At 64.5% G+C, this 25,734-nt stretch carries 26 protein-coding genes; 19 read left to right on the top strand and 7 right to left on the bottom strand.

Features of this window, described 5'->3' with window-relative positions; genetic code table 11:
* The first annotated feature begins 255 nt into the window (after nucleotides 1-255).
* Both FGK63_RS04410 and FGK63_RS04405 read left to right on the top strand, forming a co-directional pair.
* Nucleotides 256-1,386 carry a FecR family protein gene (locus tag FGK63_RS04410; protein WP_246043939.1) on the top strand — a complete coding sequence of 377 codons (1,131 nt, stop codon included), beginning with the start codon at nucleotides 256-258 and terminating at the stop codon, nucleotides 1,384-1,386.
* A 27-nt stretch (nucleotides 1,387-1,413) separates the two neighbouring features.
* The gene (locus FGK63_RS04405; protein ID WP_138840370.1) at nucleotides 1,414-3,645 is read left to right on the top strand and encodes a CHASE2 domain-containing protein; all 2,232 of its coding nucleotides are present in this window, start codon (nucleotides 1,414-1,416) and stop codon (nucleotides 3,643-3,645) included.
* Nucleotides 3,646-3,913: 268 nt separating this feature from the next.
* Here the strand turns inward: FGK63_RS04405 and hemC are convergent, their stop codons facing one another.
* Nucleotides 3,914-4,870 (bottom strand): hydroxymethylbilane synthase, encoded by a 957-nt coding sequence (gene hemC, locus FGK63_RS04400; RefSeq protein WP_138840369.1) that lies wholly within the window; start codon nucleotides 4,868-4,870, stop codon nucleotides 3,914-3,916.
* Between the two features lie 107 nt (nucleotides 4,871-4,977).
* Here hemC and hemE point away from each other — a divergent pair, with 107 nt between their 5' ends.
* Entirely contained in the window at nucleotides 4,978-6,012 is a 1,035-nt protein-coding gene (gene hemE / locus FGK63_RS04395; RefSeq protein ID WP_138840368.1) for a uroporphyrinogen decarboxylase, read from the top strand.
* 81 nt (nucleotides 6,013-6,093) lie between these two features.
* Here the strand turns inward: hemE and FGK63_RS04390 are convergent, their stop codons facing one another.
* A complete protein-coding gene (locus FGK63_RS04390) occupies nucleotides 6,094-7,188 on the bottom strand; it encodes a CaiB/BaiF CoA transferase family protein (protein WP_138840367.1) in 1,095 nt (364 codons plus the stop codon).
* Between the two features lie 141 nt (nucleotides 7,189-7,329).
* Here FGK63_RS04390 and FGK63_RS04385 point away from each other — a divergent pair, with 141 nt between their 5' ends.
* Nucleotides 7,330-8,190: a crotonase/enoyl-CoA hydratase family protein gene (locus FGK63_RS04385; RefSeq protein ID WP_138840366.1), complete on the top strand. Its 861-nt coding sequence runs from the start codon at nucleotides 7,330-7,332 to the stop codon at nucleotides 8,188-8,190.
* A 15-nt stretch (nucleotides 8,191-8,205) separates the two neighbouring features.
* Here FGK63_RS04385 and FGK63_RS04380 read toward each other — a convergent pair whose 3' ends face one another.
* Complete coding sequence (locus FGK63_RS04380) at nucleotides 8,206-9,186, bottom strand: DMT family transporter (protein ID WP_138840365.1); 981 nt, start codon at nucleotides 9,184-9,186, stop codon at nucleotides 8,206-8,208.
* Nucleotides 9,187-9,358: 172 nt separating this feature from the next.
* On the opposite strand from FGK63_RS04380, the gene FGK63_RS04375 reads away from it, so the two are divergent.
* The 11 genes from FGK63_RS04375 to moaE all read left to right on the top strand — a co-directional run bounded on the left by FGK63_RS04375 (nucleotide 9,359) and on the right by moaE (nucleotide 18,100).
* Nucleotides 9,359-9,895, top strand: a complete 537-nt coding sequence (locus tag FGK63_RS04375; RefSeq protein WP_138840364.1) for an SRPBCC family protein — start codon at nucleotides 9,359-9,361, stop codon at nucleotides 9,893-9,895.
* 91 nt (nucleotides 9,896-9,986) lie between these two features.
* On the top strand, nucleotides 9,987-10,916 hold the full coding sequence (locus FGK63_RS04370) for an ABC transporter ATP-binding protein (RefSeq protein WP_138840363.1): 930 nt from the start codon (nucleotides 9,987-9,989) through the stop codon (nucleotides 10,914-10,916).
* Nucleotides 10,913-11,674 carry an ABC transporter permease gene (locus FGK63_RS04365; RefSeq protein WP_138840362.1) on the top strand — a complete coding sequence of 254 codons (762 nt, stop codon included), beginning with the start codon at nucleotides 10,913-10,915 and terminating at the stop codon, nucleotides 11,672-11,674. The genes FGK63_RS04370 and FGK63_RS04365 overlap by 4 nt, the downstream gene beginning before the upstream one ends.
* A 116-nt stretch (nucleotides 11,675-11,790) precedes the next feature.
* On the top strand, nucleotides 11,791-12,588 hold the full coding sequence (locus FGK63_RS04360) for a S49 family peptidase (protein WP_138840361.1): 798 nt from the start codon (nucleotides 11,791-11,793) through the stop codon (nucleotides 12,586-12,588).
* A gap of 1 nt (nucleotide 12,589) precedes the next feature.
* Nucleotides 12,590-12,760: a hypothetical protein gene (locus FGK63_RS20670; RefSeq protein ID WP_171052564.1), complete on the top strand. Its 171-nt coding sequence runs from the start codon at nucleotides 12,590-12,592 to the stop codon at nucleotides 12,758-12,760.
* Nucleotides 12,757-13,728, top strand: a complete 972-nt coding sequence (locus tag FGK63_RS04355; protein ID WP_138840360.1) for a calcium/sodium antiporter — start codon at nucleotides 12,757-12,759, stop codon at nucleotides 13,726-13,728. The genes FGK63_RS20670 and FGK63_RS04355 overlap by 4 nt, the downstream gene beginning before the upstream one ends.
* A gap of 23 nt (nucleotides 13,729-13,751) precedes the next feature.
* On the top strand, nucleotides 13,752-14,531 hold the full coding sequence (locus FGK63_RS04350) for an SDR family oxidoreductase (RefSeq protein ID WP_138840359.1): 780 nt from the start codon (nucleotides 13,752-13,754) through the stop codon (nucleotides 14,529-14,531).
* 290 nt (nucleotides 14,532-14,821) lie between these two features.
* A complete protein-coding gene (uvrC, locus tag FGK63_RS04345) occupies nucleotides 14,822-16,696 on the top strand; it encodes an excinuclease ABC subunit UvrC (RefSeq protein ID WP_138840358.1) in 1,875 nt (624 codons plus the stop codon).
* A gap of 117 nt (nucleotides 16,697-16,813) precedes the next feature.
* Nucleotides 16,814-17,404, top strand: coding sequence for a CDP-diacylglycerol--glycerol-3-phosphate 3-phosphatidyltransferase (pgsA, locus tag FGK63_RS04340; RefSeq protein WP_138840357.1), 591 nt, complete (start codon nucleotides 16,814-16,816; stop codon nucleotides 17,402-17,404).
* Nucleotides 17,405-17,406: 2 nt separating this feature from the next.
* Nucleotides 17,407-17,652 carry a molybdopterin converting factor subunit 1 gene (gene moaD, locus FGK63_RS04335; RefSeq protein WP_138840356.1) on the top strand — a complete coding sequence of 82 codons (246 nt, stop codon included), beginning with the start codon at nucleotides 17,407-17,409 and terminating at the stop codon, nucleotides 17,650-17,652.
* Nucleotides 17,653-17,656: 4 nt separating this feature from the next.
* Complete coding sequence (gene moaE / locus FGK63_RS04330; protein WP_138840355.1) at nucleotides 17,657-18,100, top strand: molybdopterin synthase catalytic subunit MoaE; 444 nt, start codon at nucleotides 17,657-17,659, stop codon at nucleotides 18,098-18,100.
* A gap of 48 nt (nucleotides 18,101-18,148) precedes the next feature.
* On the opposite strand, the gene FGK63_RS04325 is transcribed toward moaE, so the two are convergent.
* From FGK63_RS04325 to ubiA, 4 genes are all read right to left on the bottom strand, one after another.
* On the bottom strand, nucleotides 18,149-18,679 hold the full coding sequence (locus FGK63_RS04325; protein WP_138840354.1) for a hypothetical protein: 531 nt from the start codon (nucleotides 18,677-18,679) through the stop codon (nucleotides 18,149-18,151).
* Between the two features lie 213 nt (nucleotides 18,680-18,892).
* Nucleotides 18,893-19,213 carry a hypothetical protein gene (locus FGK63_RS04320; RefSeq protein ID WP_138840353.1) on the bottom strand — a complete coding sequence of 107 codons (321 nt, stop codon included), beginning with the start codon at nucleotides 19,211-19,213 and terminating at the stop codon, nucleotides 18,893-18,895.
* Between the two features lies 1 nt (nucleotide 19,214).
* Nucleotides 19,215-21,143 (bottom strand): OmpA family protein, encoded by a 1,929-nt coding sequence (locus tag FGK63_RS04315; RefSeq protein WP_138840352.1) that lies wholly within the window; start codon nucleotides 21,141-21,143, stop codon nucleotides 19,215-19,217.
* 64 nt (nucleotides 21,144-21,207) lie between these two features.
* Nucleotides 21,208-22,170: a 4-hydroxybenzoate octaprenyltransferase gene (gene ubiA, locus FGK63_RS04310; RefSeq protein WP_138840351.1), complete on the bottom strand. Its 963-nt coding sequence runs from the start codon at nucleotides 22,168-22,170 to the stop codon at nucleotides 21,208-21,210.
* 12 nt (nucleotides 22,171-22,182) lie between these two features.
* Between ubiA and FGK63_RS04305 the strand changes: the two genes are divergently transcribed.
* From FGK63_RS04305 to FGK63_RS04290, 4 genes are all read left to right on the top strand, one after another.
* Nucleotides 22,183-22,908 carry a 16S rRNA (uracil(1498)-N(3))-methyltransferase gene (locus FGK63_RS04305; protein WP_138840350.1) on the top strand — a complete coding sequence of 242 codons (726 nt, stop codon included), beginning with the start codon at nucleotides 22,183-22,185 and terminating at the stop codon, nucleotides 22,906-22,908.
* Nucleotides 22,905-23,714 (top strand): hypothetical protein, encoded by an 810-nt coding sequence (locus tag FGK63_RS04300; RefSeq protein WP_138840349.1) that lies wholly within the window; start codon nucleotides 22,905-22,907, stop codon nucleotides 23,712-23,714. Before FGK63_RS04305 ends, FGK63_RS04300 begins: the two co-directional genes overlap by 4 nt.
* A complete protein-coding gene (locus FGK63_RS04295; RefSeq protein ID WP_138840348.1) occupies nucleotides 23,711-24,238 on the top strand; it encodes a hypothetical protein in 528 nt (175 codons plus the stop codon). The genes FGK63_RS04300 and FGK63_RS04295 overlap by 4 nt, the downstream gene beginning before the upstream one ends.
* Nucleotides 24,239-24,304: 66 nt before the next feature.
* Entirely contained in the window at nucleotides 24,305-25,675 is a 1,371-nt protein-coding gene (locus FGK63_RS04290) for a glutamate--cysteine ligase (RefSeq protein ID WP_138840347.1), read from the top strand.
* The last annotated feature ends 59 nt before the right edge of the window (nucleotides 25,676-25,734 follow it).

The raw sequence follows: 25,734 nt of genomic DNA, 5'->3' as shown, positions 1-25,734 counted from the left end.
CCGAGGCAGATGCCTGCGTGGCGGATTCGGGAATGCTCCTGTTGGCACGGTCGGCCCGACGGTTTTGTCGGCTGCACGACTGGATGCCCTCAGCCCCGGTTTGCTTGCAAAAGAGACTGAAATATAGGAATATTTGCAGCAATTGCTGATCAATAAGCGCGTAGTACAGGCACCGCTGGACCGGGACGTTTCCGGGGTCATCGGGTTGGGGGAAACCTCGGTGAGCCATTTGGAACCCCAGGTGGGAGAATTGGTGTGTCTTGGTTCAAGGTGTTGTGGTTGCTGCTGTTTCTGGTGCTGTGCGTCCAACTTTCGGGCGAAGCCCGGGCCGAAATCGGCAAGGTTGTCGGCGTCAAGCAGGGTGCGCGGCTTACCTCGGGTGGTGCGACGCAGGTCATACGTCAGGGGATGGCGGTGAACTCCGGCGACGCGATCACCACGGATGGCAGCGGGGTGGTGCAGATCATCTTTTCTGACGAGACCAAGATCGCCGTGGGCCCGAACGCGCGCATGGTTCTGGATGTCACCATGATGCGCGGCAACCAGGCCGCGAAGAACTTCGCGGTCAAGGCCTTGGGCGGGAGCTTTCGCTTCATATCGGGGAAAAGCAAGAAATCCGCCTATTCGATCGAGACGCCGACCGCGACGATGGGCGTGCGCGGAACGATCTTCGATTTCTGGGTCCTGGGTCAGCGGCAAAGCTCGTTGGTCATCCTCGAAGGTACCGTCCGGATGTGCGGCCAGCGAGGCGCCTGCTCGCTGGTACGGGGGCAATGCGCGTTGGTCGCGACCTCGCCGCGCGGTCAGATCGGCAGGCCGGTGGACAACACGCAAGCAGCCAGAGCCTTGCGCGCCGGTTTCCCATTCATCATGTCACAGACGGTTCTTTCCGAGCCCTTCCGGGCCGATGTGGGCGGGTGCGCCAGCCTGATGGAACCGCCGACGCAGTTTGAAGAACAGATCAAGCAACCAATTCCCGAAGTAACGCCGCCTCCGGCCCCCACGGTGGCGCCGGCACCAGCTCCTGCGCCGCCGGCGCCCGCGCCGGCCCCGCCCGCACCGGCACCGGCACCGGCACCGAGTGTGGGAACCTCCGGCGGTGACGGCGGTGGCCCTGGCGCAAGCGGCGGCCAGGGCGGCACTGGTCTGGGCAGCGGCGGCGGCGGACCGTCCGGCGCCGGCGGTGACCAGGGCAGTACCGGCGGTGGCGTGCTGGGCGGTGGCGGCGGCAGCCAGGGCGGCAGTTCTGGCGGCGGTGGTACGACCAGCAGTGGACAAAGCGGCGGCTCCAGCGGTGCAGGTGGCGGCAGCAGGGGCGGCGCCAGCGGTGCCAGCGGCGGTTCTGGCGGATCCGGTTCGGGCGGATCCGGCGGCGCGGGCGGGTGACGCTGTCCGGTTCCGGAAGTGGGTGATATGTTCCCGTCATCCAGAAAATGGCACCGCAAGTGGGTATTCTTCGCTGCGGGGCTGATCCTTGTCCTGATCGGGTGTTTCGTGCGCGTGCTGGATCCCTATCCGGTTCAGGCGACTCGGCTCATCTATTTCGACTACCTGCAGCGTCTGTCGCCGCGCCCCTTCGATCCGGACCTGCCGGTTCGCGTGGTCGACATCGACGAAGTCTCGTTGTCCGAATATGGCCAATGGCCCTGGCCGCGCACGATCCTCGCGCGGATGGTCGACCGGCTGGGAGAATATGGCGCCGCGGCAATCGCCTTCGACATGCTGTTCGCCGAACCGGACCGCTATTCGCCGTCGCGTCTTGCAAACGATCCGCTGTTTGCCGCGGTATTGCGAGACGACAGCGACCTCGGCAATCTGGACAATGACGTCCGGTTCGGAACGACGATCGCCGGATGGCCGGTGGTCCTGGGCGTGGCGGCCCGCCTGGGTGGCGACCAGGACGAGGTAACGCCGCGCGCCGGTATCATCGAGATCGGTGAAAACCCGGGTTCCGGATTGGTGAAAGTGCCGAACTGGACTCCGCTGGCGCCGCCGCTCGGGGTAATGGCCGCAGGGATCGGCGGGGTGAACGTGTCGCCGCTGGGCGGGTTGGGGGTTGTGCGGACGGTGCCGCTGTTATGGGCAAGTCCCGAAGGCATATTGCCCAGCCTCAGCATCGAGGCGCTCAGAGTCGCCATGGGTGAACCCAACATCTTCGCCGAGGGTGCGCTGGACGAAGCCGGGATCATGCTGTCGCTGGGGATTGGCGGATTCCAGATCCCCACGACCGAGCATGGCGAGATTTGGGTCAGATATCGCCCGGACGACCCGCGGCTCTACCTCTCGGCGGCGGATGTGCTTGCCGAGGAATTCGATCCGGCGCTTCGGGACCAGATCGAAGGCAGGATCGTCCTTGTGGGAACCTCTGCCGCCGGGCTTCTCGACATTCGCGAAACATCCTTGGGCGAATCCGTTCCGGGGGTATCGATCCACGCCCAGATCATCGAGCAGATCGTGATCGGAGAGGTCCTGCAGCGGTCCGACGTCACGGCGGCGCTCGAACTGATCTGTTTCGTGCTGCTGGGGCTGATCGTGACAGGCGTCATGTCGGGAGCCGGCGCGGTCCCGTCCTTCGTTGCCGGCGGGGTCGCGGCGGCCTCGGTCGTCGGCATCAGTTGGGCGGCGTTTCAGTACAACTCCGTACTGTTCGACGTGACCTTCCCGCTGGTCGGGGGAATGGTGAATTTCGGGGTGCTGGCCGGGTATCTGTTCGTCTCGACCGAACGGGAGAAACGCGCGATCCGCCGCACCTTCGCGCATTACGTCGCGCCCGAGATTCTGGACGAGATGGAGACCAGCGGTCACGCCCTGGAACTGGGCGGCGAGACGCAGGACATCACCGTGATGTTCTCTGACATCCGCGGGTTCACCCCGCTCACCGAAACGATGTCGGCCACCGATCTGGTGAAGCTGCTGAACGAACTGTTCTCGAGCGTCGGGGACCAGATCCTTGCCGAGAAGGGGACGATCGACAAGTTCATTGGCGATGCCGTCATGGCGTTCTGGAACGCCCCGATGCCGTTGCAGGACCACGCGCTGCGGGCAGCCCGGGCGGCCCTGCGGATGCGCGCCGCCGTGGCCGGCTTCAACGACGCGCCCAAGATGCGGGGGCGTGCGCCGATCGTTCTGGCCACGGGCTGCGCCTCGGGTCGTGCCTGCGTCGGCAATATCGGCTCGAGCAAACGCTTCAACTACACCGTGGTCGGCGACGTGGTGAACGTGGCTGCGCGCATCGAACAGATTTGCCGCCATGTGGAATACGACATTCTGGTATCCGAGGCCGTGTTCGACGCCGGGAAGGACACGCTGGCGATGCTGGAGGCGGGTGTCGTGCCGCTGAAGGGCAAGAGCCGGGCCGAGTCGATTTATCTTGTCGTGGGTGACGAGGATATCGCGCGGTCCGCGGGATTCGCGGAACTTTCGGAATCCCACGACAGGCTGATTTCAATGCTACGCGACGGCAAGCCTCCGCCGGATATCGAGGCGATGGCAGGGCTATGCGCCGAACTGGCGCGTGCGATCGAGCCGGGGTTGGTCCGGTTTTATTCCATTCTGCCCGAAAGAAGCGCGGATTTCCGGCCCGGATCCGAGGCAGAGCAGATTGCTTTCAGGCATTTCCAGTTTTCCCGATCCGCCGGGGCGTGATTCCGCGCGATTTCGCCGGCGCTCCGGGCGGCTGCTCGCGACATGCATATTCGCGCCGGTGATTGGTTCTGGCGATTTGGTGTGAACCACCCTGGGTTGCGAGGATCAGCCCGCCCCCTCGAGCATCAGCGACCGCAGTTTGTCGCGCCGGTCGATCTGACACACGTGGGCCGATCCTCGCTCCACCACAGGGATGGTCCCACCATCATAGCAAACTTTCAGCGGAATCTGTGAACCAGTTCACACTTGGGCGGAAAAACCGCACAAGTCAGCGCCATTCGAAGAAATTCTCGCCGGCTTGGGCCAGCAACCTGGCCGCCATGGCGCGGCCCATCTCGGCGCCGTCCTCGATCGGTCCCGTCACGTCGTCGGCGATGACCTCGGACCCGTCCGGGCGCAGCACTTCGCCGCGCAGCCGGAGGATCGAGCCGTCCAGTTCGGCCAGCCCTGCGATGGGGGTTTCACAGGATCCGTCCAAGGCCGTCAGAAAGGCGCGCTCTGCCGCCAGTCGCTGCCCGGTTTCGGCGTGATGGATCGCGGACAGCATCTCGGCGGCGCGGCTGTCGTCCGATCGGCGCTCGATGCCGATGGCGCCCTGCGCCACCGCGGGCAGCATGTCGTCGGTGGGAATCGGCGTCGCAGGCACATCGCCCATGGCCAGGCGGTTGAGGCCCGCCAAGGCAAGGAACGTGCATTCGGCAACACCTTCGCCCAGCTTCTTCAGCCTGGTTTGCACGTTGCCCCGGAATTCGACAACCTTCAGGTCGGGCCGGCGGTTGAGCAACTGCGCGCGCCGGCGCAGCGACGAGGTGCCGACCACCGCGCCCTGCTTCAGATCTGCCAGAGAGGATTTCGTGGGCGAAACGAAAGCGTCCCGGACATCCTCGCGTGGCAGGTAGGTGTCCAGCAACAGGCCATCGGGCTGCAGAACCGGCATGTCCTTCATCGAATGCACCGCGATGTCTATGCGGCCCGACAGAAGGTCTTCCTCGATCTCCTTGGTGAACAGGCCCTTGCCGCCCAACTCCTTCAGAGGGCGGTCCGCGTCGATCAGGGCGCGATTGTCTCCGGTGGTCTTGATCACGACGATTTCGAAAGCCTCGATGGGCAGGTCGAAGGCGGCGCTCAGGCGGTCGCGGGTCTCGTGGGCTTGTGCCAGCGCCAGCGGCGAACCACGGGTGCCGATCCTGAGCGGCGATGCGGGGGAGGGAAGCGGTGCGGTCATGGCCCAAGCTTTAGTCGCGTCACATTGCCCTGACAATGGGGGCAAAGCTTGACAAATTGCCGCCGAAGGCCGAGCGGTGGCCGAAACAGGAGTTTTTGGGGGCGAGCATGGCCGGAACGAAAAAATTGCTGCGGGCACTTGCGGGCGAGGTGCAGGAGGTTCCGCCGATCTGGATGATGCGGCAGGCAGGGCGGTATCTGCCCGAATACCGCGCCACCCGTGAACAGGCGGGGGATTTCCTGTCGCTCTGCTACACACCCGATCTGGCGGCCGAGGTGACGCTGCAGCCGATCCGCCGCTACGGATTCGATGCGGCCATCCTGTTCGCCGACATCCTGCTGGTGCCGCAGGCGCTGGGCGCGGATCTGTGGTTCGTGACCGGCGAGGGGCCGCGTTTGTCGACCATCACGCGACAGGCCGAGTTCGAGGCGCTGAAACCGGTCTCGGACATTCACGACACGCTGTCCCCGGTCTACGAAACCGTCCGCATCCTGTCGCGCGAATTGCCGGCCGAAACCACGCTGATCGGTTTTGCCGGCGCGCCCTGGACCGTCGCCACCTATATGATCGCCGGGCGCGGAACGCCCGATCAGGGTCCGGCCCACGCGCTGCGGCAGGAAAACGTCGCGCTGTTCGAGGCGCTGCTCGGCCGGATCACCGCCGCAACCATCGAGTACCTGTCGGCCCAGATCGAGGCCGGGGCCGAGGTCGTCAAGATTTTCGACAGCTGGGCCGGGTCGCTGAAAGGCGATGCCTTCGTGAAATACGCCGTCGAGCCCTGCCGCGAGATCACTCAGGGGCTGAAGCAGCGCCATCCTGGCATACCGGTTATCGGCTTCCCGCGCGAAGCGGGTGACGGCTATGTCGGTTTCGCCAAGGCGACCGGAGTGGATTGCGTCGCGCTGGACAACTCGGTCTCGCCCGAATGGGCGGCCGAGCATGTGCAGGTCGATGGCTGCGTGCAGGGCAACCTCGCCTCCTCTCACATGGTGACAGGCGGGCAGGCGCTGGTCGATGAAACCCGGCGGATCGTCCGGGCCTTCTCGAAGGGGCCGCACATCTTCAACCTCGGGCACGGGATCACGCCGGAAGCGGACCCCGAGAACGTGCAGTTGATGATCGACACGGTGCGCGGGCGGTAGGTCAAGCCGAAGGGGCCAGCCCCCCACTTGGCCTTCGGCCAACTCACCGCCGGGGTATTTCCGGCCAGATGAAGGGACGGATCAGCCCTGCTTCCCGTCACGGAGTTCGGCAAGAATTTCCTCGGTATGTTCCCCGCGCGCGGGGCTGGGTTTTGGCTGCCATTCGGCGTTCGAAAACCGCGGTGCGGCGGCGGCCTGCAGCGTGCCGTCGATCTCGCGCCATGTCCGGCGGGCGGCATTCATCTCGTGCGCCCGGGCTTCCTCGGGGCTGAGGACCGGAGCGACGCAGGCATCAGTGCCCAGAAACAGCGCGGTCCAGTGGTCGCGCGGATGTTCGGAAAAGATTTTTGCGAGCCGCCGCGTCAGGTCCGGCCAGAGTTTCGGGTCGTATTGCCGCTGGAACGCCGGATCGTCCGAAAGTCCCAGCCGGTCGAGGAAGACCGCGTAGAACTTGGGCTCGAGGCACTGAACCGTGATGTGGCCGGAGTCGGCGCAGGCATAGGTGCGGCTCCAATGGGGGCCGTCGAGCAGGCTGTGGCCGCGCGCCTCGGACAGGTTGCCGGTCTGGCGCAGGCTCATCAGCAGGTTCATCATGTGCGCCGAGCCGTCGTAGATGGCGGCGTCGACCACCGTGCCTCGTCCGGTCGCGCTTGCGCTGATGAGACCCGCGAGGATGCCGGCGACTAGGTACATCGCCCCGCCGCCGATGTCCCCGACCAGCGTTGCGGGGGTCTGCGGGGCGTCGCTTGGCGCGGAACCATACCAGAGCGCGCCGGAGAGCGAGATGTAGTTCAGGTCGTGCCCCGCCGCATGGGCCAGCGGCCCGGTCTGACCCCAGCCGGTCATGCGGCCATAGACCAGTTTCGGGTTCAGCGCGTGACAGGCATCCGGACCGAGGCCCAGTTTCTCCATCACGCCGGGACGGAACCCTTCGATCAGCCCGTCCGCCGTCGCGATCAGCCGCTTCACCGTGTCCAGATCGCCACCGTCCTTGAGGTCGAGGGCGATCGAACGCTTGCCGCGGTCTAACAGGGAGCGTTCCGGCATCCCCGGCGTCACCGCGCCGCCTTTGCGGTGAACGGTGATCACGTCGGCGCCCAGATCCGCCAGCAGCATGGCGGCGAAGGGCCCCGGGCCAAGCCCCTCGATCTCGATGATGCGGATGCCGTTCAGCATGTCGGGTCCTCCCTCTGGCGGCAAGGTTCAGGTTGGCGCGCGGGATTGCAAGAGGACCGGTGCGCGACGTGACGTCCCGCCTCCGGGTGCTATGCCGGATCGCGAACCCGTGCTTTGCTGTTGGCCAAGAGGGAGGGTGAGATGCCTGTAGTTGCCTACGAGATAGACGGCCGGATCGCGCGGATCACGCTGGACCGGCCCCAAGTGATGAACGCGATCAACGACGAGATGCCCGTCGAACTGGCCAAAGCGGTCGCGCGGGCGGACGCCGATCCGGGCGTGCACGTCATGATTCTGTCGGGAAACGGCCCGGCTTTCTGCGCCGGCTACGATCTGACCTTCTACGCCGAAGGCAACGGGGCCGGAGAGGTCACCCAGCCGATGCCGTGGGATCCGATCAAGGATTACGGTTTCATGTGGCGCAACACGCAGGCCTTCATGTCGCTGTGGCGCGCGATGAAGCCGGTGATCTGCAAGGTCCACGGCTTTGCGGTCGCCGGCGGGTCCGACATCGCGCTGTGTGCGGACCTTACCATCATGGCTGAGGATGCGCAGATCGGCTACATGCCGGCGCGGGTCTGGGGGTGTCCGACCACGGCGATGTGGGTCTATCGGCTGGGGCCCGAACGGGCCAAGCGGATGCTGTTCACCGGCGACAAGATCACTGGGCGCGAGGCGGCCGAGATGGGGCTGGTCCTGAAAGCCGCGCCCGCGGATCAGCTGGACGGCGCGGTCGAGGAACTGGCCGCGCGCATGGCGACGGTGCCGATCAACCAGCTTGCAATGCAGAAGCTGGTCATCAACCAGGCGATCGAGCAGACGGGCCTGATGCAGACGCAGCGGCTGGCCACGATCTTTGACGGCATCACCCGACATTCGCCAGAAGGGATCAATTTCAAAACCCGGGCCGAGGAGGTCGGGTGGAAACAGGCCGTGTCCGAGCGCGACGAGGGCACCTGGGACTGGACCGCCAACGAGGAATTGCCGAAGCGCAACCGGTAGCCGGTTTGCCCAAGTCTAGTATCTGCCCTTGACCTCGGTTCGGGCGATCTTGCGCGCCTTCTGCTGTTCGCGCAGGAAGACGAACAGGCCCGCGCCCATGATCATCGATATGCCAAGCCAGACCACGGGAGCGGGCAGTTCGCCCCAGACCAGCCAGCCCCAGAACACGGCCAAGGGCAGACCCACATATTCGAACGGCGCCACCGTGGCGGCGTCTGCGACCCGGTAGGCTTGGGCCAGGCAATAGCCGACGATGCCCGAATTCAGCCCCAGCCAGATGAAATAAGGCCAATCTCCTTCGGCGGGCCAGGTCCAGGCGCGCAGCAGGAAATTGAGGCTCGGGTTATCGGTGCCTTCCGCAAATCGCCCGTCCCCGGCCACAAGGTAGAACCCGATCGAGACGAGGATGAACATGCCCTGGATGTAGACCGCCAGCGCCGATGCCTTGGTTGTCGCGCCCAGTTTTCGGGTCATGAGCTGGTTCAGCGCATAGGTCAGCGCCGACAGGACCGGCAACATCAGGACGATGCGGTCGGCCGCGATGGACGTGCCCCCTTCCCACGGGCTTTGCATGATGATCACGCCGGCGAAACCCACGACGACCGCGCCGATCCGCATCGGCCCCACCTTTTCTCCGAGGATGGGAATCGAGAGGACGGTGATGAACAGGGGTGCGGCAAAGAACAGGGCCGTGACATCCGCCAGGGGCGCGGCTGCCAGCGCGACGAAAAAGGTCATGTTCGAGATCACCACCAACAGACAGCGGACCGTGTGCAGCACCGGATGGCGCGTTCGCAGCAACGACACTCCACCCTCGACCTGCACCAGAAACAGCGACAGGACGATGCCGATGGAGGACCGCATGAACACCATCTGATGCAAGGGATAGTCGCCCGACAACTGCTTGATCAGCATGTCGTTGATCGAAATCGCGACCATGCCGGCCACGATGAATGCGATCCCGGCGGCGGACCGGTTCTGCAGGGCGTCTGTCATGTGGTGCTCCGTGGGCGTGCGGGCGGATCGTCACCCGATGCCGTCTACAACCGCTATCACAAGGTCCGGGGATGTCCATGCCTTCTAGTGCTTTGGTTCCGGTTGCCAAAGCTTGGGCTCAGGCGCTAGGTCTTTTCAGGAGCGTTGCACAAAAGGGGAAGGAGACGCGCCCATGCACATGAGCGACACGCGAGAGATCAAGGCCGAACCGGCCGCCGTTTACGCGGCGCTTCTGGACCCCGAAGTGCTCAAGGCCTGCGTCTCCGGGGCGCAGGAGGTGACCGGCAACCCGAGCGAAGGCTACGAGGCAACGGTGGTGCAGAAGGTCGGGCCGGTAAAGGCGACCTTCAAGGGTACCGTCAACATGTCCGACATGGTCGAGAACGAGCGTTTGACGATTTCGGGCGAAGGCAAGGGGGGCGCTGCCGGTTTCGCCAAGGGCGGGGCGGTCGTCACGCTGAGCGCCGGCGAAAATGGCGGCACGGTGCTGGCCTACGATGTCGATGCAAAGGTGGGCGGCAAGCTGGCGCAGTTGGGCAGCCGCCTGATCGACGGCTTCGCCAAGAAGATGGCGGACCAGTTCTTCGCCAGCCTGCAGGAACACCTGGAAGGCCCGGCCGAACCGGAAGCCGAGGAAGAGCCCGAAGCCGTCGGCGAACCGGCCGAGAAGAAAAAGGGATGGCTGGGCCGGTTGACCGGGCGCAGCTGAATATCGCGCAATTGCGCAAGGTCATGTGCGCAAATGGCCTGTTCCGGAGCGGCGTCGCGTTATAGGGTCCCCGCCAGAACGGGGAACCTGCATGACGGCCATTCTGTCCATCAAAGACCTGCGCAAATCCTACGCGGACGGATTCGAGGCGCTCAAGGGCGTCTCGCTCGACATCCGGGAGGGCGAGATTCTCGCGCTGCTCGGCCCGAACGGCGCGGGAAAGACGACGCTGATTTCAACGGTCTGCGGCATCACCACGCCGACCTCGGGCTCGGTGACCGTCGGCGGCCACGATACGCAGACCGAGTATCGTGCAGCGCGCTCGATGATCGGGCTGGTGCCGCAGGAGATCGTGCTCGAGCCTTTCGAAAAGGTCTTGAACACCGTCCGGTTTTCGCGCGGCCTGTTCGGGTATCGTCCGGACAACGCAAGGATCGAGCAGATCCTGCGCAAGCTGTCCTTGTGGGACAAGCGCAAGAATGCGATCAAGGAGCTTTCCGGAGGCATGAAACGCCGGGTGCTGATCGCCAAGGCGCTGGCGCATGAGCCCAAGATCCTGTTCCTCGACGAACCCACGGCCGGGGTCGATGTCGAACTGCGTAAGGACATGTGGGACATAGTGGCCGAGTTGAAGCAAAGCGGCGTGACCATCATCCTGACCACCCATTACATCGAAGAGGCCGAGGCCATCGCAGACCGGGTGGGCGTCATCAACAGGGGCGAGTTGCTGCTGGTGCAGGACAAGGACAAGCTGATGGCCCAGATGGGCCAGAAGCAGATCGAGGTCACGCTGACCGAACCCATATCCGAAATCCCCGCCAGCCTGGCGCAGCACGGCCTGACCCTGAACGGGAACGGCCTGACGCTGGTCTACACCTACGACACGAACGCCGAACGCACCGGGATCACCAAGCTGCTCAACGACGTGGCACAGGCGGGGCTGGTGCTGCGCGATGTCCAGACGCGCCAGTCGAGTCTCGAAGAGATCTTCGTCACCCTTGTATCGGGAGACGCCGCATGAACTGGGCCGCAATCGCCGCCATCTACCGTTTCGAGATGGCCCGGTTCTTTCGTACGCTCGCGCAAAGCTTCCTGTCGCCGGTGCTGTCCACCTCGCTTTATTTCATCGTCTTCGGAACCGCCATCGGCAGCCGGATCCAGGAAATCGAGGGCGTCTCCTACGGCGCCTTCATCGTGCCCGGCCTGATCATGCTGTCGGTGGTGATGCTGTCGATCTCGAGCGCATCCTTCGGCATCTATTTCCCGAAATTCCTGGGCACCATCTATGAACTGCTGTCGGCGCCGGTGAATTTCCTCGAGATCGTGACCGGCTATGTCGGCGCGGCCGCGACCAAGGCGCTGTTCGTGGGGCTGGTCATACTTGGCACGGCGACCTTCTTCGTCGACATCCGCATCGAGCATCCATTCGCCATGGCGGCCTTTCTGATCCTGTCCTGCCTCAGCTTTTCGCTGCTGGGTTTCATCGTTGGGATCTGGGCCAGCAACTTTGAACAGATGTCGCTTATTCCGCAGCTCGTTGTGACGCCGCTGATCTTTCTCGGCGGCACGTTCTATTCCGTGTCGATGCTGCCGCCCCTCTGGCAGACGATCACCCTGTTTAACCCGGTGGTCTACCTGATTTCCGGGTTCCGCTGGTCTTTCTATGGTCTGGCCGACGTCCCGATCGGGTGGAGCCTGCTGGCGATCGCGGCATTCACCGGCATTTGCCTGGGCGTCATCTGGTGGATCTTCAAGACCGGCTGGCGCATCCGCAGCTAGGGGTGTGCCGACGGGCGTTGCATTTTTGCCGTCGGGCGTGTGAATTTTGTATACATCGCGTTTCTGTCACTTCGGGCGTCTTGTTTACCGGAAGGGGGCACTCTACATCGGCACCCATGACACTTCGCCTGCCGTTCCTGAAAAAGTCACCAGTCGTGGCCGTTGTCCGCTTGTCCGGCACCATCGGCATGATGGGTCGCGCGTCACTGAATGACACCACTTTGGCGCCGGTACTGGAAAAGGCGTTCCGCAAGGGCAAGCCCGCCGCGGTCGCCCTCGAGATCAATTCCCCAGGCGGTTCGCCGGTGCAAAGCTCGCTCATCGCGGCGCGCGTCCGGCGGCTGGCAGAAGAATTCGACGTGCCCGTCTACGCGTTTGTCGAGGATGTTGCCGCGTCGGGCGGCTACTGGCTGGCGCTCGCCGCGGACGAGATCTGGTCGGACGAAAGTTCGGTTCTCGGATCGATCGGCGTGATTTCCGCCGGTTTCGGGGCGCATGTCTTTCTGGCGCGTCAGGGGCTCGAGCGGCGCGTGCATACGGCGGGCAAGTCCAAGTCCATGCTGGATCCCTTCGCGCCCGAGAAAGAGGAAGATGTCGAGAGGCTCAAGGTCATTTTGGACGACATCCACGAGAATTTCATTGCCCACGTCAGGCAGCGCCGGAACGGCAAGCTGAGCGAGGCAAGCGATCTGTTCACCGGGGAAATCTGGCTCGGCAGGCGCGCGCAGGAACTGGGGCTGATCGACGGGATCGGGCATCTGAAGCCCAAGATGCAGGAGCGGTTCGGCGAAAAGGTCAAGTTCCGCCGCTACGGTGTGCGCCGGCCATTCTGGACGCGGCTCGGATCGGAACTGGCGCAGGACGCAATCGCCGGCATCGAGGAGCGGGCGGCCTACGCGCGTTTCGGGCTCTGACGTGATCGTCAAGGCCGTCACCCTTTTCCTGATCGCCATTGCCGTCCTGGCGATGTTCGGCAAGCTGCGCTTCCCTGGCCAGCGCCGCCTGTCGTCGGCGAAGTGCCCACGCTGCGGCCGCTTCAGGATCGGCAAGGGTCCGTGCCCCTGCGAAAAGGGAGGCCGTAAATGACGGCATGGCTGCTTTCGGGGCTGGGGCTCGTGATCCTGCTGCTGGCGGGTGACGCGCTGGTCCGCGGGGCGGTCAATCTAAGCCTGCGCATCGGCGTGCCCGCTCTGATCGTCAGCCTGACCATCGTGGCCTTCGGCACCTCGGCGCCGGAACTGCTGATCTCGATCAAGGCGGTACAGGAAAACGCGCCGGGCATCGCGCTGGGCAATGTCGTGGGATCCAACACGGCGAACATTCTGCTGGTTCTGGGTGTTCCGGCGATGCTGGCGACCTTGCACACCAGCGAATGCAACACGCGCCGAAACTACGTGTTTATGCTGATCGCTTCGGTGCTGTTCATCGGTCTCGCCTTTTGCGGCACATTCACGCTGGTCAGCGGATTGATCCTGCTGACGGCTTTGACGCTGGTGCTTCTGAACGCGTTCCGCCAGGCGCACGCTCATCGCAAAGCCAACAACTGCTCGGTCGATGCGGATGAGGATCTCGAGGCGTTGGAGGTGCTCGAAGAGGCCGACCCGGACATGCCCTATTGGCGGGTCTCGGTCTATCTGGCGTTGGGTTTGATCGGCCTGCCGATGGGGGCGAACCTGCTGGTCGAGAACGCCGCGATCATCGCGCGGACCTACGGTGTCAGCGAAACGGTGATCGGCCTGACTCTGGTCGCGCTGGGAACCTCGCTGCCGGAACTTGCCACCACTGTCATGGCCGCGCTGCGGCGTCAGGCCGACGTGGCGCTGGGCAATGTCATCGGATCGAACATGTTCAACCTGCTGGCCATCATCGGCATCGCGACGTTCTTCGGGAATATCGACGTGGATCCGGAATTCCTCGAATTCGATCTGTGGGTCATGCTCGGCGCGTCGCTGCTGCTGATCCCGTTCGTGTTTTTCCGGCAGGATATCAACCGCCTGTGGGGGGTTGCCTTGACCACTCTCTACGTCATCTATGTGATTGCCGTACTGACCTGACGCCTCAGCCCGAGGAGGACTGAATGACCCGAGCTCTCGTGACCGGCGCCGGAATCCGTTTGGGCCGCGCGATGGCCCTCTATCTTGCCGACCACGGGTTCGATGTGGCGGTGCACTACGCGCGGTCGGAAAGCGCGGCAGCAGAAACCGTCGACTGCATTCACGCCTGGGGCCGCAAGGGAGTGGCCCTGCACGCAGACCTTCTGGACGAGGCCCAGGCGCAAGACCTTCTGCCGCGCGCGGCAGAGGCGCTGGGCGGGCCCATCACGTGCCTGGTGAACAACGCGTCCATCTTCGAGCACGACAACATTCAGACGGCGACGCGGGAAAGCTGGGACAGGCACATGGAAAGCAACCTGCGCGCGCCCTTCGTTCTGACGCAGGCCATGGCGGGACAGGGGTTGCAGCCGGCCATGGATGAGAACGGAGAGCCTGTCGCCACCGGCCTGATCATCAACATGGTGGATATGCGCGTGCGCAAGCTCACGCCCGAGTTCATGTCCTACACGATCGCCAAGATGGGGCTGTGGGCGCTGACCCGGACTGCCGCACAGGCCCTTTCCCCCACGATCCGCGTCAACGCGATCGGGCCCGGCCCCACCTTGCAGGGATACCGCCAGAGCGAGGCGCATTTCGCGGCGCAGCGGTCAAGCACGATCCTCGAACGGGGCGCAAACCCATCGGATGTGACTGCGGCGCTGGGCTATTTTCTCGACGCTCCTGCCGTCACCGGGCAGTTGCTGTGCGTCGACGGCGGCCAGCATCTTGGGTGGCGTACCCCGGATGTTCTGGGGCTTGAATGAGAGAATTCGCTGCAAGTTTTGCACCGCTCTCATTCCTGTTACGGAAGCGTTACAAAATTGTCTTATTTTTCATGGGTTTGTCAGGTTTTCGAAAAAGTTTCCTTAAAAAGCATAAGGTTATTGGAGCGCCCATTTTTTGTGCAAGTCGGAGAACGGGCCATGAAACAAGGGAAAATCCGGGCGGTCGAAAAGTTATCGTCACAGTTATCCACAGAAACCGTGGATTTGTTTCCTCTTGATTTCGGCGTCCCAAGATTGCAGCCAACGGCAGGGAATCATATTTGAATGCGATGAAGCACGACGACAGCTCCACATCGGTTCCATCCGAAACAGGCTATGCCTGCATCCAGCGTTACCTGAAGACACTGGACAGCTCGCCCGGAGTCTACCGGATGCTCGACGCCGACAGCCGGGTGCTTTACGTGGGCAAGGCGCGGAACCTCAGGGCGCGGGTGTCCAGCTATGCCCGCCCGGGCCATTCCGGGCGGATCGAACGGATGATCGCGGCGACCGCGTCGATGATGTTCCTGACGACGCGCACCGAGACCGAGGCGCTGCTGCTGGAACAGAACCTGATCAAGCAGCTCAAGCCGAAGTACAATGTGCTGCTGCGCGACGACAAGAGCTTTCCCAATATCCTTGTCGCCAAGGATCATCCCTTTCCGCAGATCAAGAAGCATCGCGGCGCCAAGAAAGAAAAGGGCACCAATTTCGGTCCCTTCGCCAGCGCGGGCGCAGTGAACCGGACGCTGAACCAGCTGCAAAAGGCGTTCCTGTTGCGCAACTGTTCGGACTCCATGTTCGACAGCCGCACCCGGCCTTGCCTGCTTTACCAGATCAGACGCTGTTCCGGGCCTTGCGTCGGGCTGATATCCGAGGCGGACTATGCCGAAAGCGTCAAGGATGCCGAACGCTTCCTTTCGGGACGTTCGACCAGGGTGCAGGAGGAATTGGCGCAGCAGATGCAGGCGGCCTCGGAGGCGATGGAGTTCGAACGCGCCGCCGGCCTGCGCGACCGGATCCGGGCGCTGACCCAGGTGCAGACCTCCCAGGGTATCAATCCCCGTAGCGTCACCGAAGCGGACGTGATCGCGTTGCACATGGAAAGTGGACATGCCTGCGTTCAGGTCTTTTTCATCCGGGCCAACCAGAACTGGGGCAACCGCGACTTCTACCCGCGCGTGGGGCCGGACGTGTCAGAGGCCGAAGCGATGGAAGCGTTCCTGGGCCAGTTCTACGACAACAAGGAACCGCCGCGCCAACTGATCCTCTCGGATGCCATCGAAAATGCCGACCTGATGGGCGAGGCGCTGTCTGAAAAGGCCGGCCGCCGGGTCGAGCTTTTGGTGCCGCAGCGGGGGGAAAAGGCCGAGCTTGTCTCGGGCGCGCTGCGCAACGCGCGCGAATCGCTGGCGCGACGCATGTCGGAAAGCGCGACCCAGGCCAGGCTGCTGCGCGGCGTGGCCGAAGCCTTCGATCTGGACGGGCCGCCGCAGCGGATCGAGGTCTATGACAACTCGCACATCCAGGGTGCCAACGCGGTCGGCGGCATGATCGTGGCCGGTCCCGAAGGCTTCATCAAGAACGCTTATCGCAAGTACAACATCCGGGGCGAAGACCTGACCTCCGGCGACGATTTCGGGATGATGAAAGAGGTTCTGAGCCGTCGCTTCGCCCGCCTGCTCAAGGAAGACCCGGATCGCGACAAGGGTCTCTGGCCGGAACTTCTGCTGATCGACGGCGGCGCGGGTCAGGTCAGCGCGGTGCACGAGATCATGGTCGAGCACGGGGTCGAGGACATCCCGATGGTCGGCGTCGCAAAGGGCATAGACCGCGACCACGGCAAGGAAGAGTTCCACCGCGTCGGCCAGCGCCCCTTCGCGCTGAAGCGGAACGATCCGGTGCTCTATTTCATTCAGCGTCTGCGAGACGAGGCGCACCGCTTCGCCATCGGCACACATCGCGCCAAGCGGGCCAAGGCCGTGAGCGCGACGCCGCTCGACGACATTCCCGGGGTCGGGGCGGCGCGCAAACGCGCGCTTCTGGCTCATTTCGGCAGCGCCAAGGCCGTGAGTCGCGCCAATCTGTCGGATCTGAAGGCGGTCGACGGGATATCGGCCGGGCTTGCGCAGAAGGTCTATGATTTCTTCCACGAGAAGGGGTGACGTGGCTCGCCTCACGCCCTTCCCAGGCAAGGCCCGGCCAGCGAAGGCTCTGACGGCAAGGCAGAAATTGGCCGGGCCATCTTCCCTGTCTCCTGCCGCCGATGTAGGGTCCGTGTCATGAAGTGGAACCTGCCCAATATCCTGACCTTGCTGCGACTTCTGGCGGCCCCCGGGCTGGCGGTGATGTTTCTCTACTTTCACCGCCCCTATGCCGACTGGTTCGCCCTGCTGCTGTTCATTTCGGCCGCGGTGACGGACTGGTTCGACGGCTATCTGGCACGAACGTGGAAGCAGGAAACCAAGATGGGCGCGATGATGGATCCGATCGCCGACAAGGCCATGGTCGTGATCGCGCTGATGATCATCGTCGGCTACTCGACCGAGCATTGGACCCCGTGGCTGGTGCTGCCTGCCACGATGATCCTGTTCCGCGAGGTTTTCGTCTCGGGCCTGCGCGAATACCTGGGCGACACGGCCGGGACGCTGAAGGTCACGAAACTTGCCAAGTGGAAGACCACCACCCAGATGATCGCCATCGCGGTGCTTTTTTCGCAGGGGATATTCGAGCACTACATCGGCTCGTCATCCTGGAGCGTGGTCTGGTCCGGCCGTTTGGGGCTGTGGCTCTTGTGGATCGCGGCGGGGCTGACATTGATCACCGGCTTCGACTACCTACGTAAAGCCATGCCCCACCTGAAGGAGTCGTAGGGATGGATGTGCTCTATTTTGCCTGGGTCCGCGAGCGGATCGGCCTTCCGAAGGAGCAAGTCGAGACGAGCGCCGCCACCGTCTCGGATCTGGTCGCGGAACTGCGCGCCCGAGAGCCGCGCTACGAGGCCGCCTTTGCCGACCTGTCGGCGCTGCGGGTGGCTCTGGACCAGGAGCTTTCGGATTTCGACGCGTCCCTGACCGGCGTGCGGGAGGTTGCCTTTTTCCCGCCGATGACCGGGGGCTGAGCCCATGCGGATCGCGGTGCAGCAGGAGCCGTTCGACCTGGGCGCCGAAGCGAATGCCTTTGCCGCCGGCGACACCGGCAGCGGCGCGATCGTCACATTCACCGGGGTCGTGCGCGATCTGGCGCAGGGCGATCTGGACGTGATGGAGATCGAACACTATCCCGGCATGACCGAGAAGGCGCTTGCGAAAATCGCAAATGAGGCCAAGGCGCGTTGGTCCCTGGGCGACGTGCTGGTGATTCACCGCTACGGGCGCCTGGCGCCGGGCGACAGGATCATGATGGTCGCGACGGCCGCTCGCCATCGGAAGGACGCCTTCGAGGCCGCGGAATACCTCATGGACTACCTGAAATCCCGGGCGCCGTTCTGGAAAAAGGAACGCACCGCGGACGGGGCGGAGTGGGTCGCGTCAAGGGACGAGGACGAGGACGCTCTGAAGCGGTGGTGACGATGGCCGGCACCCGGTCAGGGATGCCGGCGTTTCCTCAATGGCGGATCAGCTGCCCTGTTCCGTGTTGCACTTGCGCGCCGCTTCGATCGCGTTGTTGGTGCCTTCCAGGTTGACGATGAAGGCGAATTCCTTTTCCGGGAAGACGATCATTTCGTGCTTCTTCATGACGTCATTCACGAAATTGGGGTTGTTCGCCAAGATGTAGCCGCCGGTATAGCCTTCGGCCAGATGCTTGCTTTTCTTGTGCGCTTCGGCGGAATAGAGATTGCCGTCAAGCGAGAGCACGATTTCTTCCTTTTCGCCCTTCAGCCCGATGTCGGCCTTGGTGAATACGCCCAGATACCCGAACTCGGCATTGGGGGTCAGGCCCATCTGAACGACGTTGGCATTGTCGTCCATGCGTTCGATCAGGCAGGAGCCTCGGGTGCCGTCGACATAGATGGTCCAGCCGGATTCCTCTCCCCATTTGGTGAAAGCGTCGTCCGCCGAAGGCAGTACGTCGTCCGATGCCAGGGCGGCTGAGGCGGCGAACGCGGTGGCAAGGGTCGCTGTAATCAAGGCATGTCTGAAAATCATTGCACTCTCCATTAATCTCGGATGGTGTTTCACGGACTGCGAATGCAGACCGTAACCGCGCAGTATGTTGTTTTCATTACAGCTGTCAAAGTTGTGCCGGGATGCCGGGACGAAACCGGCCATTGTGCGCCGACACGACGCCCTGCGACAGGATGCGCCGCCGGAAAGCTCCGCAAAAATGGATTCGTTTCGGGTCAGTTTCCCTGGTACCGGCTATTCCGCCCGGTGGGCCTTGGCCCGCAACTCTTCCGCCTCTTCGCGCGCGGCGCGCAGCCCGTCCATGGCGGCGGCCAGTTCGGCCTCGGACTGGGTCAGCTGGTTGGTCAGTTCCGCTTCGCGCTGCTGCAGGTAGGTGATCGCCTGATCGCGGCTTTCCTCGGCCTCGTGCAATTCCTGGCTCATCCGGTCCAGGTCCGCCACGTCGCTTTGGCGCACCCGCGACAGTCGATGCGCCAGCCAGTTCGCGAACCAGCCCATGCAGAAGGCGACAAACAGGATGACGGCGGTTGCGATGATGAATTCGGTTCTGTTCATGTCACTGATCCTCTGCGCCCGGCTTCGGCGCATTGTCTTCCTGTTGCGCCGCGTCATCCTCCGAGGCCGTCGCGTCGACGTTTTCCAGCGCCTCCAACCCGGTTTCCTCTCTGCCGGAGTTGTCCGGCCTCAGCAGGCGGAATTCGATGCGGCGGTTCTCTTCGCGGCCCTCTTCCGTGTCGTTGTCGGCGATCGGCTGGCTTTCACCGTATCCAACCGCGGCAAAGCTCGATGTCGGGACCCGTCGCGCCCGCAGCTCGTTCAGGATCGACTGCGCCCGCGCCTGGCTGAGTTGCTGGTTCATCTCCTCGCGCCCCTGGCTGTCCGTGTGCCCCTGGATTTCCAGGCGGATCGGGCCGCATTCGCGCAGAATGTCGGCGATCTGGTTGAGCGTATCCAGCGAGTCCGACGCGACCGTGGCGGAACCCGGTTCAAAGGCGATCTTGCTGCCTTTCTGCACCTCGACGATCTGCGCCTCGCAGACTTCCGGATCGGGTTGGGTGTCCTCCGGCTCCGGCGGCGGCTCGTAGGTGATGGACAGGGTGAAATCCTGCGCTTCGCCCAACTTGTCCGACAAGAGCCGCGCGATCTCGGCCCGGGCGTCTTCATCGTGGGTGACGCCGTTCAGAACCACCGTCTCCGGTGTCACGGTGACCGCGCCGTTGTGCAGATGCGACAGCGCCTCAAGCCCGGCGAGCACGCGCACGGGCCAATCCGCCGGAAGGTCCGGCGCGATACGCGTCGCCGTATGGACGGCGTCCGAGCCGAAGGCCGCGCGGGCGAAGCTGTCGGTCATGTCCCGCAGGGTTTCGTCGCCCACACGGCCGCGCAATTGTACAAGCCCCTCTGGGCTTCGGGTCGCCGTGAATTCCGGCGGACCGGCGGTCGCCGCGACCTCGGGCTCGGGCAGCACCGCGTGCAACGCGAAGACATCGGGAAGGCTGTTCTCCAACTCGCCAACCACGCGGTCGAAAAGCGGCTGATCGGTGCCTTGCCGGGCGATCAGGGTGATGTCGGCATCCGAAATGGTGACCGAACCCTGACCCAGTTGCTGCAGCGCGCCGATGCTCAGCTCCGCGGCGCGGGCCCATCTTGGCGAAGGTACGCCCAACCCGATGGTGCATTTGGCCTTGCCTTCCAGCCCTGCGCGCTGCGCGGCGGCGACGATGCGGTCGCGGGCGGCTTCGTCCTGGGCCGAGCAGGCGTCAAAGCGGCTGCCGGTTTCGTCGATCAGGAACCGCAGCGTGAACGGGGTGATGACCGGGCGCGGCGCCGAGATCGTCAGCCCCAGCCGCAGGCTGGGCGGCGCGGCGCGGGTCAGTTCCTGCTCCAGCCGCGTCTTTTCCGCCGGACTGTCAGCGATTGCGGTGATCTTGACCAGGCCGGCGCTGGCCGAAACCTTGGCTCTCGGCAGTTTCGACAGGGCCAGCACGGCATAGGCGATGGCATCGTCCCACCCCTGGGGCTCCGGGTAGTCGGCGCTTTCCATCAGGTCGGCGACATGTGCCTGGCGGTCCAGGCTCTGCAGCGACGCGATCAACGCGTCGCGGTCTACGCTGGCCGGGATCAGGCCGATGATGGAGATGCCGCTGTCGTTGCGGAGGATCTCGGCGGAGAACCGGGGCGGCGCCAGGTCCGCGGTCGGGGCGACTTCCATCTCGTCGATGACGCGCGACGTGTCGACCTCGGTGCCCGCGACCGTCAGCGCGTTGAAACGGGTCGCCTCGTCCGGCGCCATGCCCGTCAGAATGACCTGCAGCCCGTCCGACTGGACCTCGGCCCATTCGTGTCCCGCCAGAGTCAAGGCCTGCCGCACGGCCCGTTCCGAGCTGTCCTCGACGGTCTTGACCGCGAAACTTGCGCCGATCAGGCACAGTCCGGCGGCCACGACAAAGGTCAGGGCGACCGCGATGGAATAGGGTAGGCGCATAAGCTGGCGTGTCTCTCCTCGGCGTTTGGCCGGCAGTCTTACAGACCCCCGGCCCGAGGTGCAATCAGGCCAGCAGGGCGGCGCAGAAGAAGATCAGCGGAATAAGGCCGGTGTCGCGGTTGGCGCGGAACAGCTGCAGGAGTTTGGCGTTGTTCTCGATGTCCAGCCCGCGAAGCTGCCAGGCCATGTGCCAGCCCATCGCCCAGGGACCCGCGATGACCAGAACCAGGGCAAGGATCGATGCGTCGGGCAGGGCCGCCTCGAGCACCGCGACGCCCATCAGGCTGACGGTGGCAACCAGGAAATACTTCAGCCAGCGCGCGGTGTCGGTGCCGAACAGGCGAGCCGTGGACTTCACCCCGATCAGCGCGTCGTCCTCGGTGTCCTGATGGGCATAGATGGTGTCGTAAAACAGCGTCCAGGCGATGCCGGCCCCATAGAGGAACAGTGCCGGCCACCCCAGCGAGCCGCTATGCGCGGTCCAGGCCAGCAGCGCGCCCCAGTTGAATGCAAGGCCCAGGAACACCTGCGGCCACCAGGTGAACCGCTTGGCAAAGGGATAGACGGCCACCGGCAGCAGTGACAGCACGCCCATTGCGATGGCCGCCCGGTTGAAGGTCAGCAGAATCGCCAGCGCCAGCAGGGATTGCAGGATCATCCACAACGCCGCCTGTCTGACCGTGACCTGACCGGACGGGATCGGGCGCGACCGGGTCCGCTCGACCCGGCCGTCGATGTCGCGGTCGGTGATGTCGTTCCACGTGCACCCGGCGCCGCGCATCAGGAACGCGCCAAGGGCGCATCCCGCCGCGATCCACAGATCCTCCCACCGCGGGTCGCCTCCGTCGAGCATGGCCAGCGTCAGGCCCCACCAGCAGGGAATCAGCAACAGCCAGGTGCCGATGGGCCGGTCCGCACGCGAAAGACGCAGGTAGGGCCGGGCAAAGGCCGGGGCGCGGGTGTCGACCCAGTTGCCGGTGACCGCGTCTGCGACCTGACCATCTGGTGTTGGGGCGTTGCCTTGCATATGTAGGCTCTCATGAGTGCGAAAATCAGGCTTTATGTAGAGCACCCTCTGGGGGAGGAGCAATCGGTTCCTTTGACGCGCGAACAGGCGCATTACCTGTTCGGGGTGATGCGGCTTGGCCCGGGCGCGCCGGTGGCGCTGTTCAACGGGCGTGACGGGGAATGGCTGGCCGAGGTGTCCGAGGCGGGCAAGAAGGGCGGTGTTCTGACCTGTTCCAGTCAGACCAGGCCGCTGCGGATGCCCCCGGATCTCTGGCTGCTTTTTGCACCGATCAAGAAATCGCGCACCGACTTCATCGTCGAAAAGGCGGCCGAGATGGGCGCCGCGCGGATCATTCCAGTGCAGACCGAGTTCACCAATTCCGAACGCATCCGGCAGGACCGTCTGCAGGCCCATGCCATCGAGGCCGCGGAACAGTGCGGCGGAACCTTCGTGCCCGAGGTTGGCGATCTGCACAAGCTGGACCGGATGCTTGCGGATTGGCCCCAGGACCGGCAGTTGATGTTCTGCGACGAAGCCGAGGCCGGGTCGGCCCTGCGTCTCGCGGATGGCGGCAGGGGCCTGCCCTGGGCCATCCTCATCGGCCCCGAGGGCGGGTTTTCCGACCGGGAACGCGCCCGCCTCTCGGCGCTGCCCTTCGCGCACGTGGTCAGCCTCGGGCCGCGCATCCTGCGCGCCGACACCGCGGCTGTTGCGGCGATGACCCTTTGGCAGCAGGCATTGGGAGACTGGGCGTGACACCACCGCCCCGCCTGCATGTCGTCACCGCCACCGATTGCGCGACCGCAGTGGTTCTGCGGCGAGGGCCCAGCACCCAGGTGGCCAGCATCCTGTGGGACCGTGCCAGCAACAAGATCGAACTGGGCCAGTGGCTGCACGGCCGCATCCACGAATACCGGACGGATCTGTCTCCGGACGGCAAACATCTGGTCTATTTCGCCTGCCGCGCGGGAAGGTGCTGGACTGTCGTATCGCGGGCGCCGTGGCTGCGGGCCATCGCCTATTGGCCGCAACCAAGCAGTTGGCATGGCGGAGGCGCCTTCACCGACAGGGGGGCATTGTGGCTGAACGGGGCGGAACCCCCGGCAAACCTGCCGGATGGTCTGCGCTCTGCGGCAACGGATGCCTTCCCGCATTCCACGGACGGGTTCCACATGGGCGGATTGTTCGCCACGATGATGCGGCGGCGGGGCTGGTCGCACGTCGCCGGCGAAGGGTATGACATCGAACTGCAGCGGCCCGTGACCGACGGGTGGACGCTGCAGATGCGCTTTTCGGTGGGGGAAAGCGATCGCGCGCTGATCTCGACCCGCTACGCCCTTTGCGCTGCAGACGGGGCGCAGGTCATCGACATGCCGGGTTGGGAATGGGCAGATCTTCGCGGCGATGTCCTGCAATGGGCGGAAAAAGGGGCGCTTTGGCAGGCGCGCCCTGGACGCGGCGGGGGGCTTGAAGATCGCGCCCTGCTGCACGATTTCTCAGACATGACATTCGAAGCCGTCGACGCCCCCTATCAGGGCATCCAGGAAAGGCCGGACCAATGAGCTTTGTTCGTCCCGAAGCCAAGGCCGCCTTGTGGCGCTGGCGCGAGGTGCTGGCGGCCGTCGTGGTCGCGCTGTTGGGCGTCAGTTGGATCGGCGGACCGGGCGGGCTTCTCGGCTGGATCGGCTGGGTGCTTGTCGTCGTCGCCGCGGCGCTGGCCGTCGTCGGGGTGCAGCGGGCCCGGTTCCGCACGGGCGCTGGCGGCCCGGGGGTGGTCACGGTGGACGAAGGGCAGATCGCCTACATGGGGCCGCTCACCGGCGGCATGGTGGCCGCACGCGAGATGGAGCGGCTGGCCCTGGACCCGACGGCACGCCCCGCCCATTGGATCCTAGAACAGCCGGGCCAGCCCACCCTGCACATCCCCGTGAACGCCGAGGGCGCCGAGGCGCTGTTCGATGTCTTTGCCACGCTTCCCGGGCTCAGGACCGAGCAGATGCTGTCCGAACTGAACGGCGGTGCCGCTCACCCGGTCGTGATCTGGGAACGCCGCCCGTCGCGCCCTCCCGAGGCGCGGCTGCATTGACACTTGGGCCGTTTCCGGCCACGTGTTTGCCTCCAAGTATCGACAAACCAGGATCGGAGCACGGTCATGTCCATTCCTCAGTCCGGCGGCGGACCGATCGAACGCCACGAACAACTGGCCGAATACCTGGCATCGGGCTGCAAACCCAAGCAGGACTGGCGCATCGGCACCGAGCACGAGAAATTCGGCTATTGCAAGGACACGCTCAAGCCGCTGCCCTATGAGGGTGAGCGGTCGATTCTGGCCGTGCTCGAAGGGCTGCGCGACCTGCACGGCTGGGCGCCGCTGGAAGAGGGTGGCAAGCTGATCGGGCTGGAGAAGGACGGTGCCAACGTGTCGCTCGAACCCGGAGGGCAACTGGAGCTGTCGGGCGCGCCGCTGGAGACGATCCACGAGACCTGCGACGAGGTGAACGCGCATCTCAAGGACGTCAAGGACATCGCCGACAAGATCGGCGTCGGCTTCATCGGTCTCGGCGCCGCGCCGATCTGGACTCACGAACAGATGCCCATGATGCCCAAGGGCCGCTACAAGCTGATGACCGAATACATGGACAGGGTCGGGACCATGGGCAAGACCATGATGTACCGGACCTGCACCGTGCAGGTGAACCTGGATTTCACCTCCGAGGCGGACATGGTGCAGAAGATGCGCGTGGCGCTGGCACTGCAGCCGGTGGCGACGGCCCTGTTCGCCAATTCGCCCTTCCTCGAGGGCAGGCCCAACGGCCACAAATCCTGGCGGTCGCGCGTCTGGCGTGATCTGGACGCCGACCGCACGGGCTCGCTGCCTTTCGTGTTCGAGGAGGGTTTCGGCTTCGAGGCCTGGGTCGAATACGCGCTCGATGTGCCGATGTATTTCGTCTATCGCGACGGGAAATACATCGATGCGCTGGGGCAGAGCTTCCGCGACTTCCTCAAGGGCGAACTGCCGGCCCTGCCGGGCGAGACGCCGACGCTGAGCGACTGGGCCGATCACCTGACCACGATCTTTCCCGAAGCCCGGGTCAAGAAATTCATCGAAATGCGCGGCGCCGACGGCGGCCCGTGGCGCAGGCTTTGCGCGCTGCCGGCTTTCTGGGTCGGCCTGACCTACGATCAGGGGGCGCTGGACGCGGCCTGGGATCTGGTCAAGGGCTGGGATGCCGAAACCCGCGAGGCGCTGCGCGTCGCCGCGAGCGAAAGCGGCCTGCAGGCGCGGGTCGGGGGCATCAGCATGCACGAACTGGCGCGCGAAGCAGTCGCCATCGCCGACGCCGGACTCAAGGCGCGCGCCCGTCCCGGCGCCGGAGGGCTGGTGCCGGACGAGACGCATTTCCTGAACGCGCTGAAGGACAGCCTGGAATCGGGAAAAGTGCCGGCGGACGAACTGCTGGAACACTACCACGGCGATTGGGGCGGAGACCTGAGCCGGATCTATGCCGAGTACAGCTATTGAGTGAACGCCCGCTGTAACGAAAGGACCCCGCCGTTTCGATGCGGCGGGGCCTCTGCAGC

Source organism: Ruegeria sediminis (genome assembly GCF_005938215.1).
GTDB classification, from domain to species: Bacteria; Pseudomonadota; Alphaproteobacteria; order Rhodobacterales; family Rhodobacteraceae; genus Ruegeria; species Ruegeria sediminis.
Note: the sequence above shows the minus strand (reverse complement) of the source record. Positions and strands in the feature narration are given on the sequence as shown.

Excerpts from the sequence above, each read along its gene's own strand:
- uvrC (WP_138840358.1), top strand. The coding sequence starts at position 14,822 with ATGAAGCACGACGACAGCTCCACATCGGTTCCATCCGAAACAGGCTAT.
- FGK63_RS04375 (WP_138840364.1), top strand. The coding sequence starts at position 9,359 with ATGCACATGAGCGACACGCGAGAGATCAAGGCCGAACCGGCCGCCGTT.
- FGK63_RS04290 (WP_138840347.1), top strand. The coding sequence starts at position 24,305 with ATGTCCATTCCTCAGTCCGGCGGCGGACCGATCGAACGCCACGAACAA.
- hemE (WP_138840368.1), top strand. The coding sequence starts at position 4,978 with ATGGCCGGAACGAAAAAATTGCTGCGGGCACTTGCGGGCGAGGTGCAG.
- ubiA (WP_138840351.1), bottom strand. The coding sequence starts at position 22,170 with ATGCAAGGCAACGCCCCAACACCAGATGGTCAGGTCGCAGACGCGGTC.
- FGK63_RS04325 (WP_138840354.1), bottom strand. The coding sequence starts at position 18,679 with ATGATTTTCAGACATGCCTTGATTACAGCGACCCTTGCCACCGCGTTC.
- FGK63_RS04320 (WP_138840353.1), bottom strand. The coding sequence starts at position 19,213 with ATGAACAGAACCGAATTCATCATCGCAACCGCCGTCATCCTGTTTGTC.
- pgsA (WP_138840357.1), top strand. The coding sequence starts at position 16,814 with ATGAAGTGGAACCTGCCCAATATCCTGACCTTGCTGCGACTTCTGGCG.
- FGK63_RS04315 (WP_138840352.1), bottom strand. The coding sequence starts at position 21,143 with ATGCGCCTACCCTATTCCATCGCGGTCGCCCTGACCTTTGTCGTGGCC.
- moaD (WP_138840356.1), top strand. The coding sequence starts at position 17,407 with ATGGATGTGCTCTATTTTGCCTGGGTCCGCGAGCGGATCGGCCTTCCG.
- FGK63_RS04360 (WP_138840361.1), top strand. The coding sequence starts at position 11,791 with ATGACACTTCGCCTGCCGTTCCTGAAAAAGTCACCAGTCGTGGCCGTT.
- moaE (WP_138840355.1), top strand. The coding sequence starts at position 17,657 with ATGCGGATCGCGGTGCAGCAGGAGCCGTTCGACCTGGGCGCCGAAGCG.
- FGK63_RS04295 (WP_138840348.1), top strand. The coding sequence starts at position 23,711 with ATGAGCTTTGTTCGTCCCGAAGCCAAGGCCGCCTTGTGGCGCTGGCGC.
- FGK63_RS04385 (WP_138840366.1), top strand. The coding sequence starts at position 7,330 with ATGCCTGTAGTTGCCTACGAGATAGACGGCCGGATCGCGCGGATCACG.
- FGK63_RS04305 (WP_138840350.1), top strand. The coding sequence starts at position 22,183 with ATGAGTGCGAAAATCAGGCTTTATGTAGAGCACCCTCTGGGGGAGGAG.
- FGK63_RS04350 (WP_138840359.1), top strand. The coding sequence starts at position 13,752 with ATGACCCGAGCTCTCGTGACCGGCGCCGGAATCCGTTTGGGCCGCGCG.
- FGK63_RS04370 (WP_138840363.1), top strand. The coding sequence starts at position 9,987 with ATGACGGCCATTCTGTCCATCAAAGACCTGCGCAAATCCTACGCGGAC.
- hemC (WP_138840369.1), bottom strand. The coding sequence starts at position 4,870 with ATGACCGCACCGCTTCCCTCCCCCGCATCGCCGCTCAGGATCGGCACC.
- FGK63_RS04355 (WP_138840360.1), top strand. The coding sequence starts at position 12,757 with ATGACGGCATGGCTGCTTTCGGGGCTGGGGCTCGTGATCCTGCTGCTG.
- FGK63_RS04365 (WP_138840362.1), top strand. The coding sequence starts at position 10,913 with ATGAACTGGGCCGCAATCGCCGCCATCTACCGTTTCGAGATGGCCCGG.
- FGK63_RS04380 (WP_138840365.1), bottom strand. The coding sequence starts at position 9,186 with ATGACAGACGCCCTGCAGAACCGGTCCGCCGCCGGGATCGCATTCATC.
- FGK63_RS04405 (WP_138840370.1), top strand. The coding sequence starts at position 1,414 with ATGTTCCCGTCATCCAGAAAATGGCACCGCAAGTGGGTATTCTTCGCT.
- FGK63_RS04390 (WP_138840367.1), bottom strand. The coding sequence starts at position 7,188 with ATGCTGAACGGCATCCGCATCATCGAGATCGAGGGGCTTGGCCCGGGG.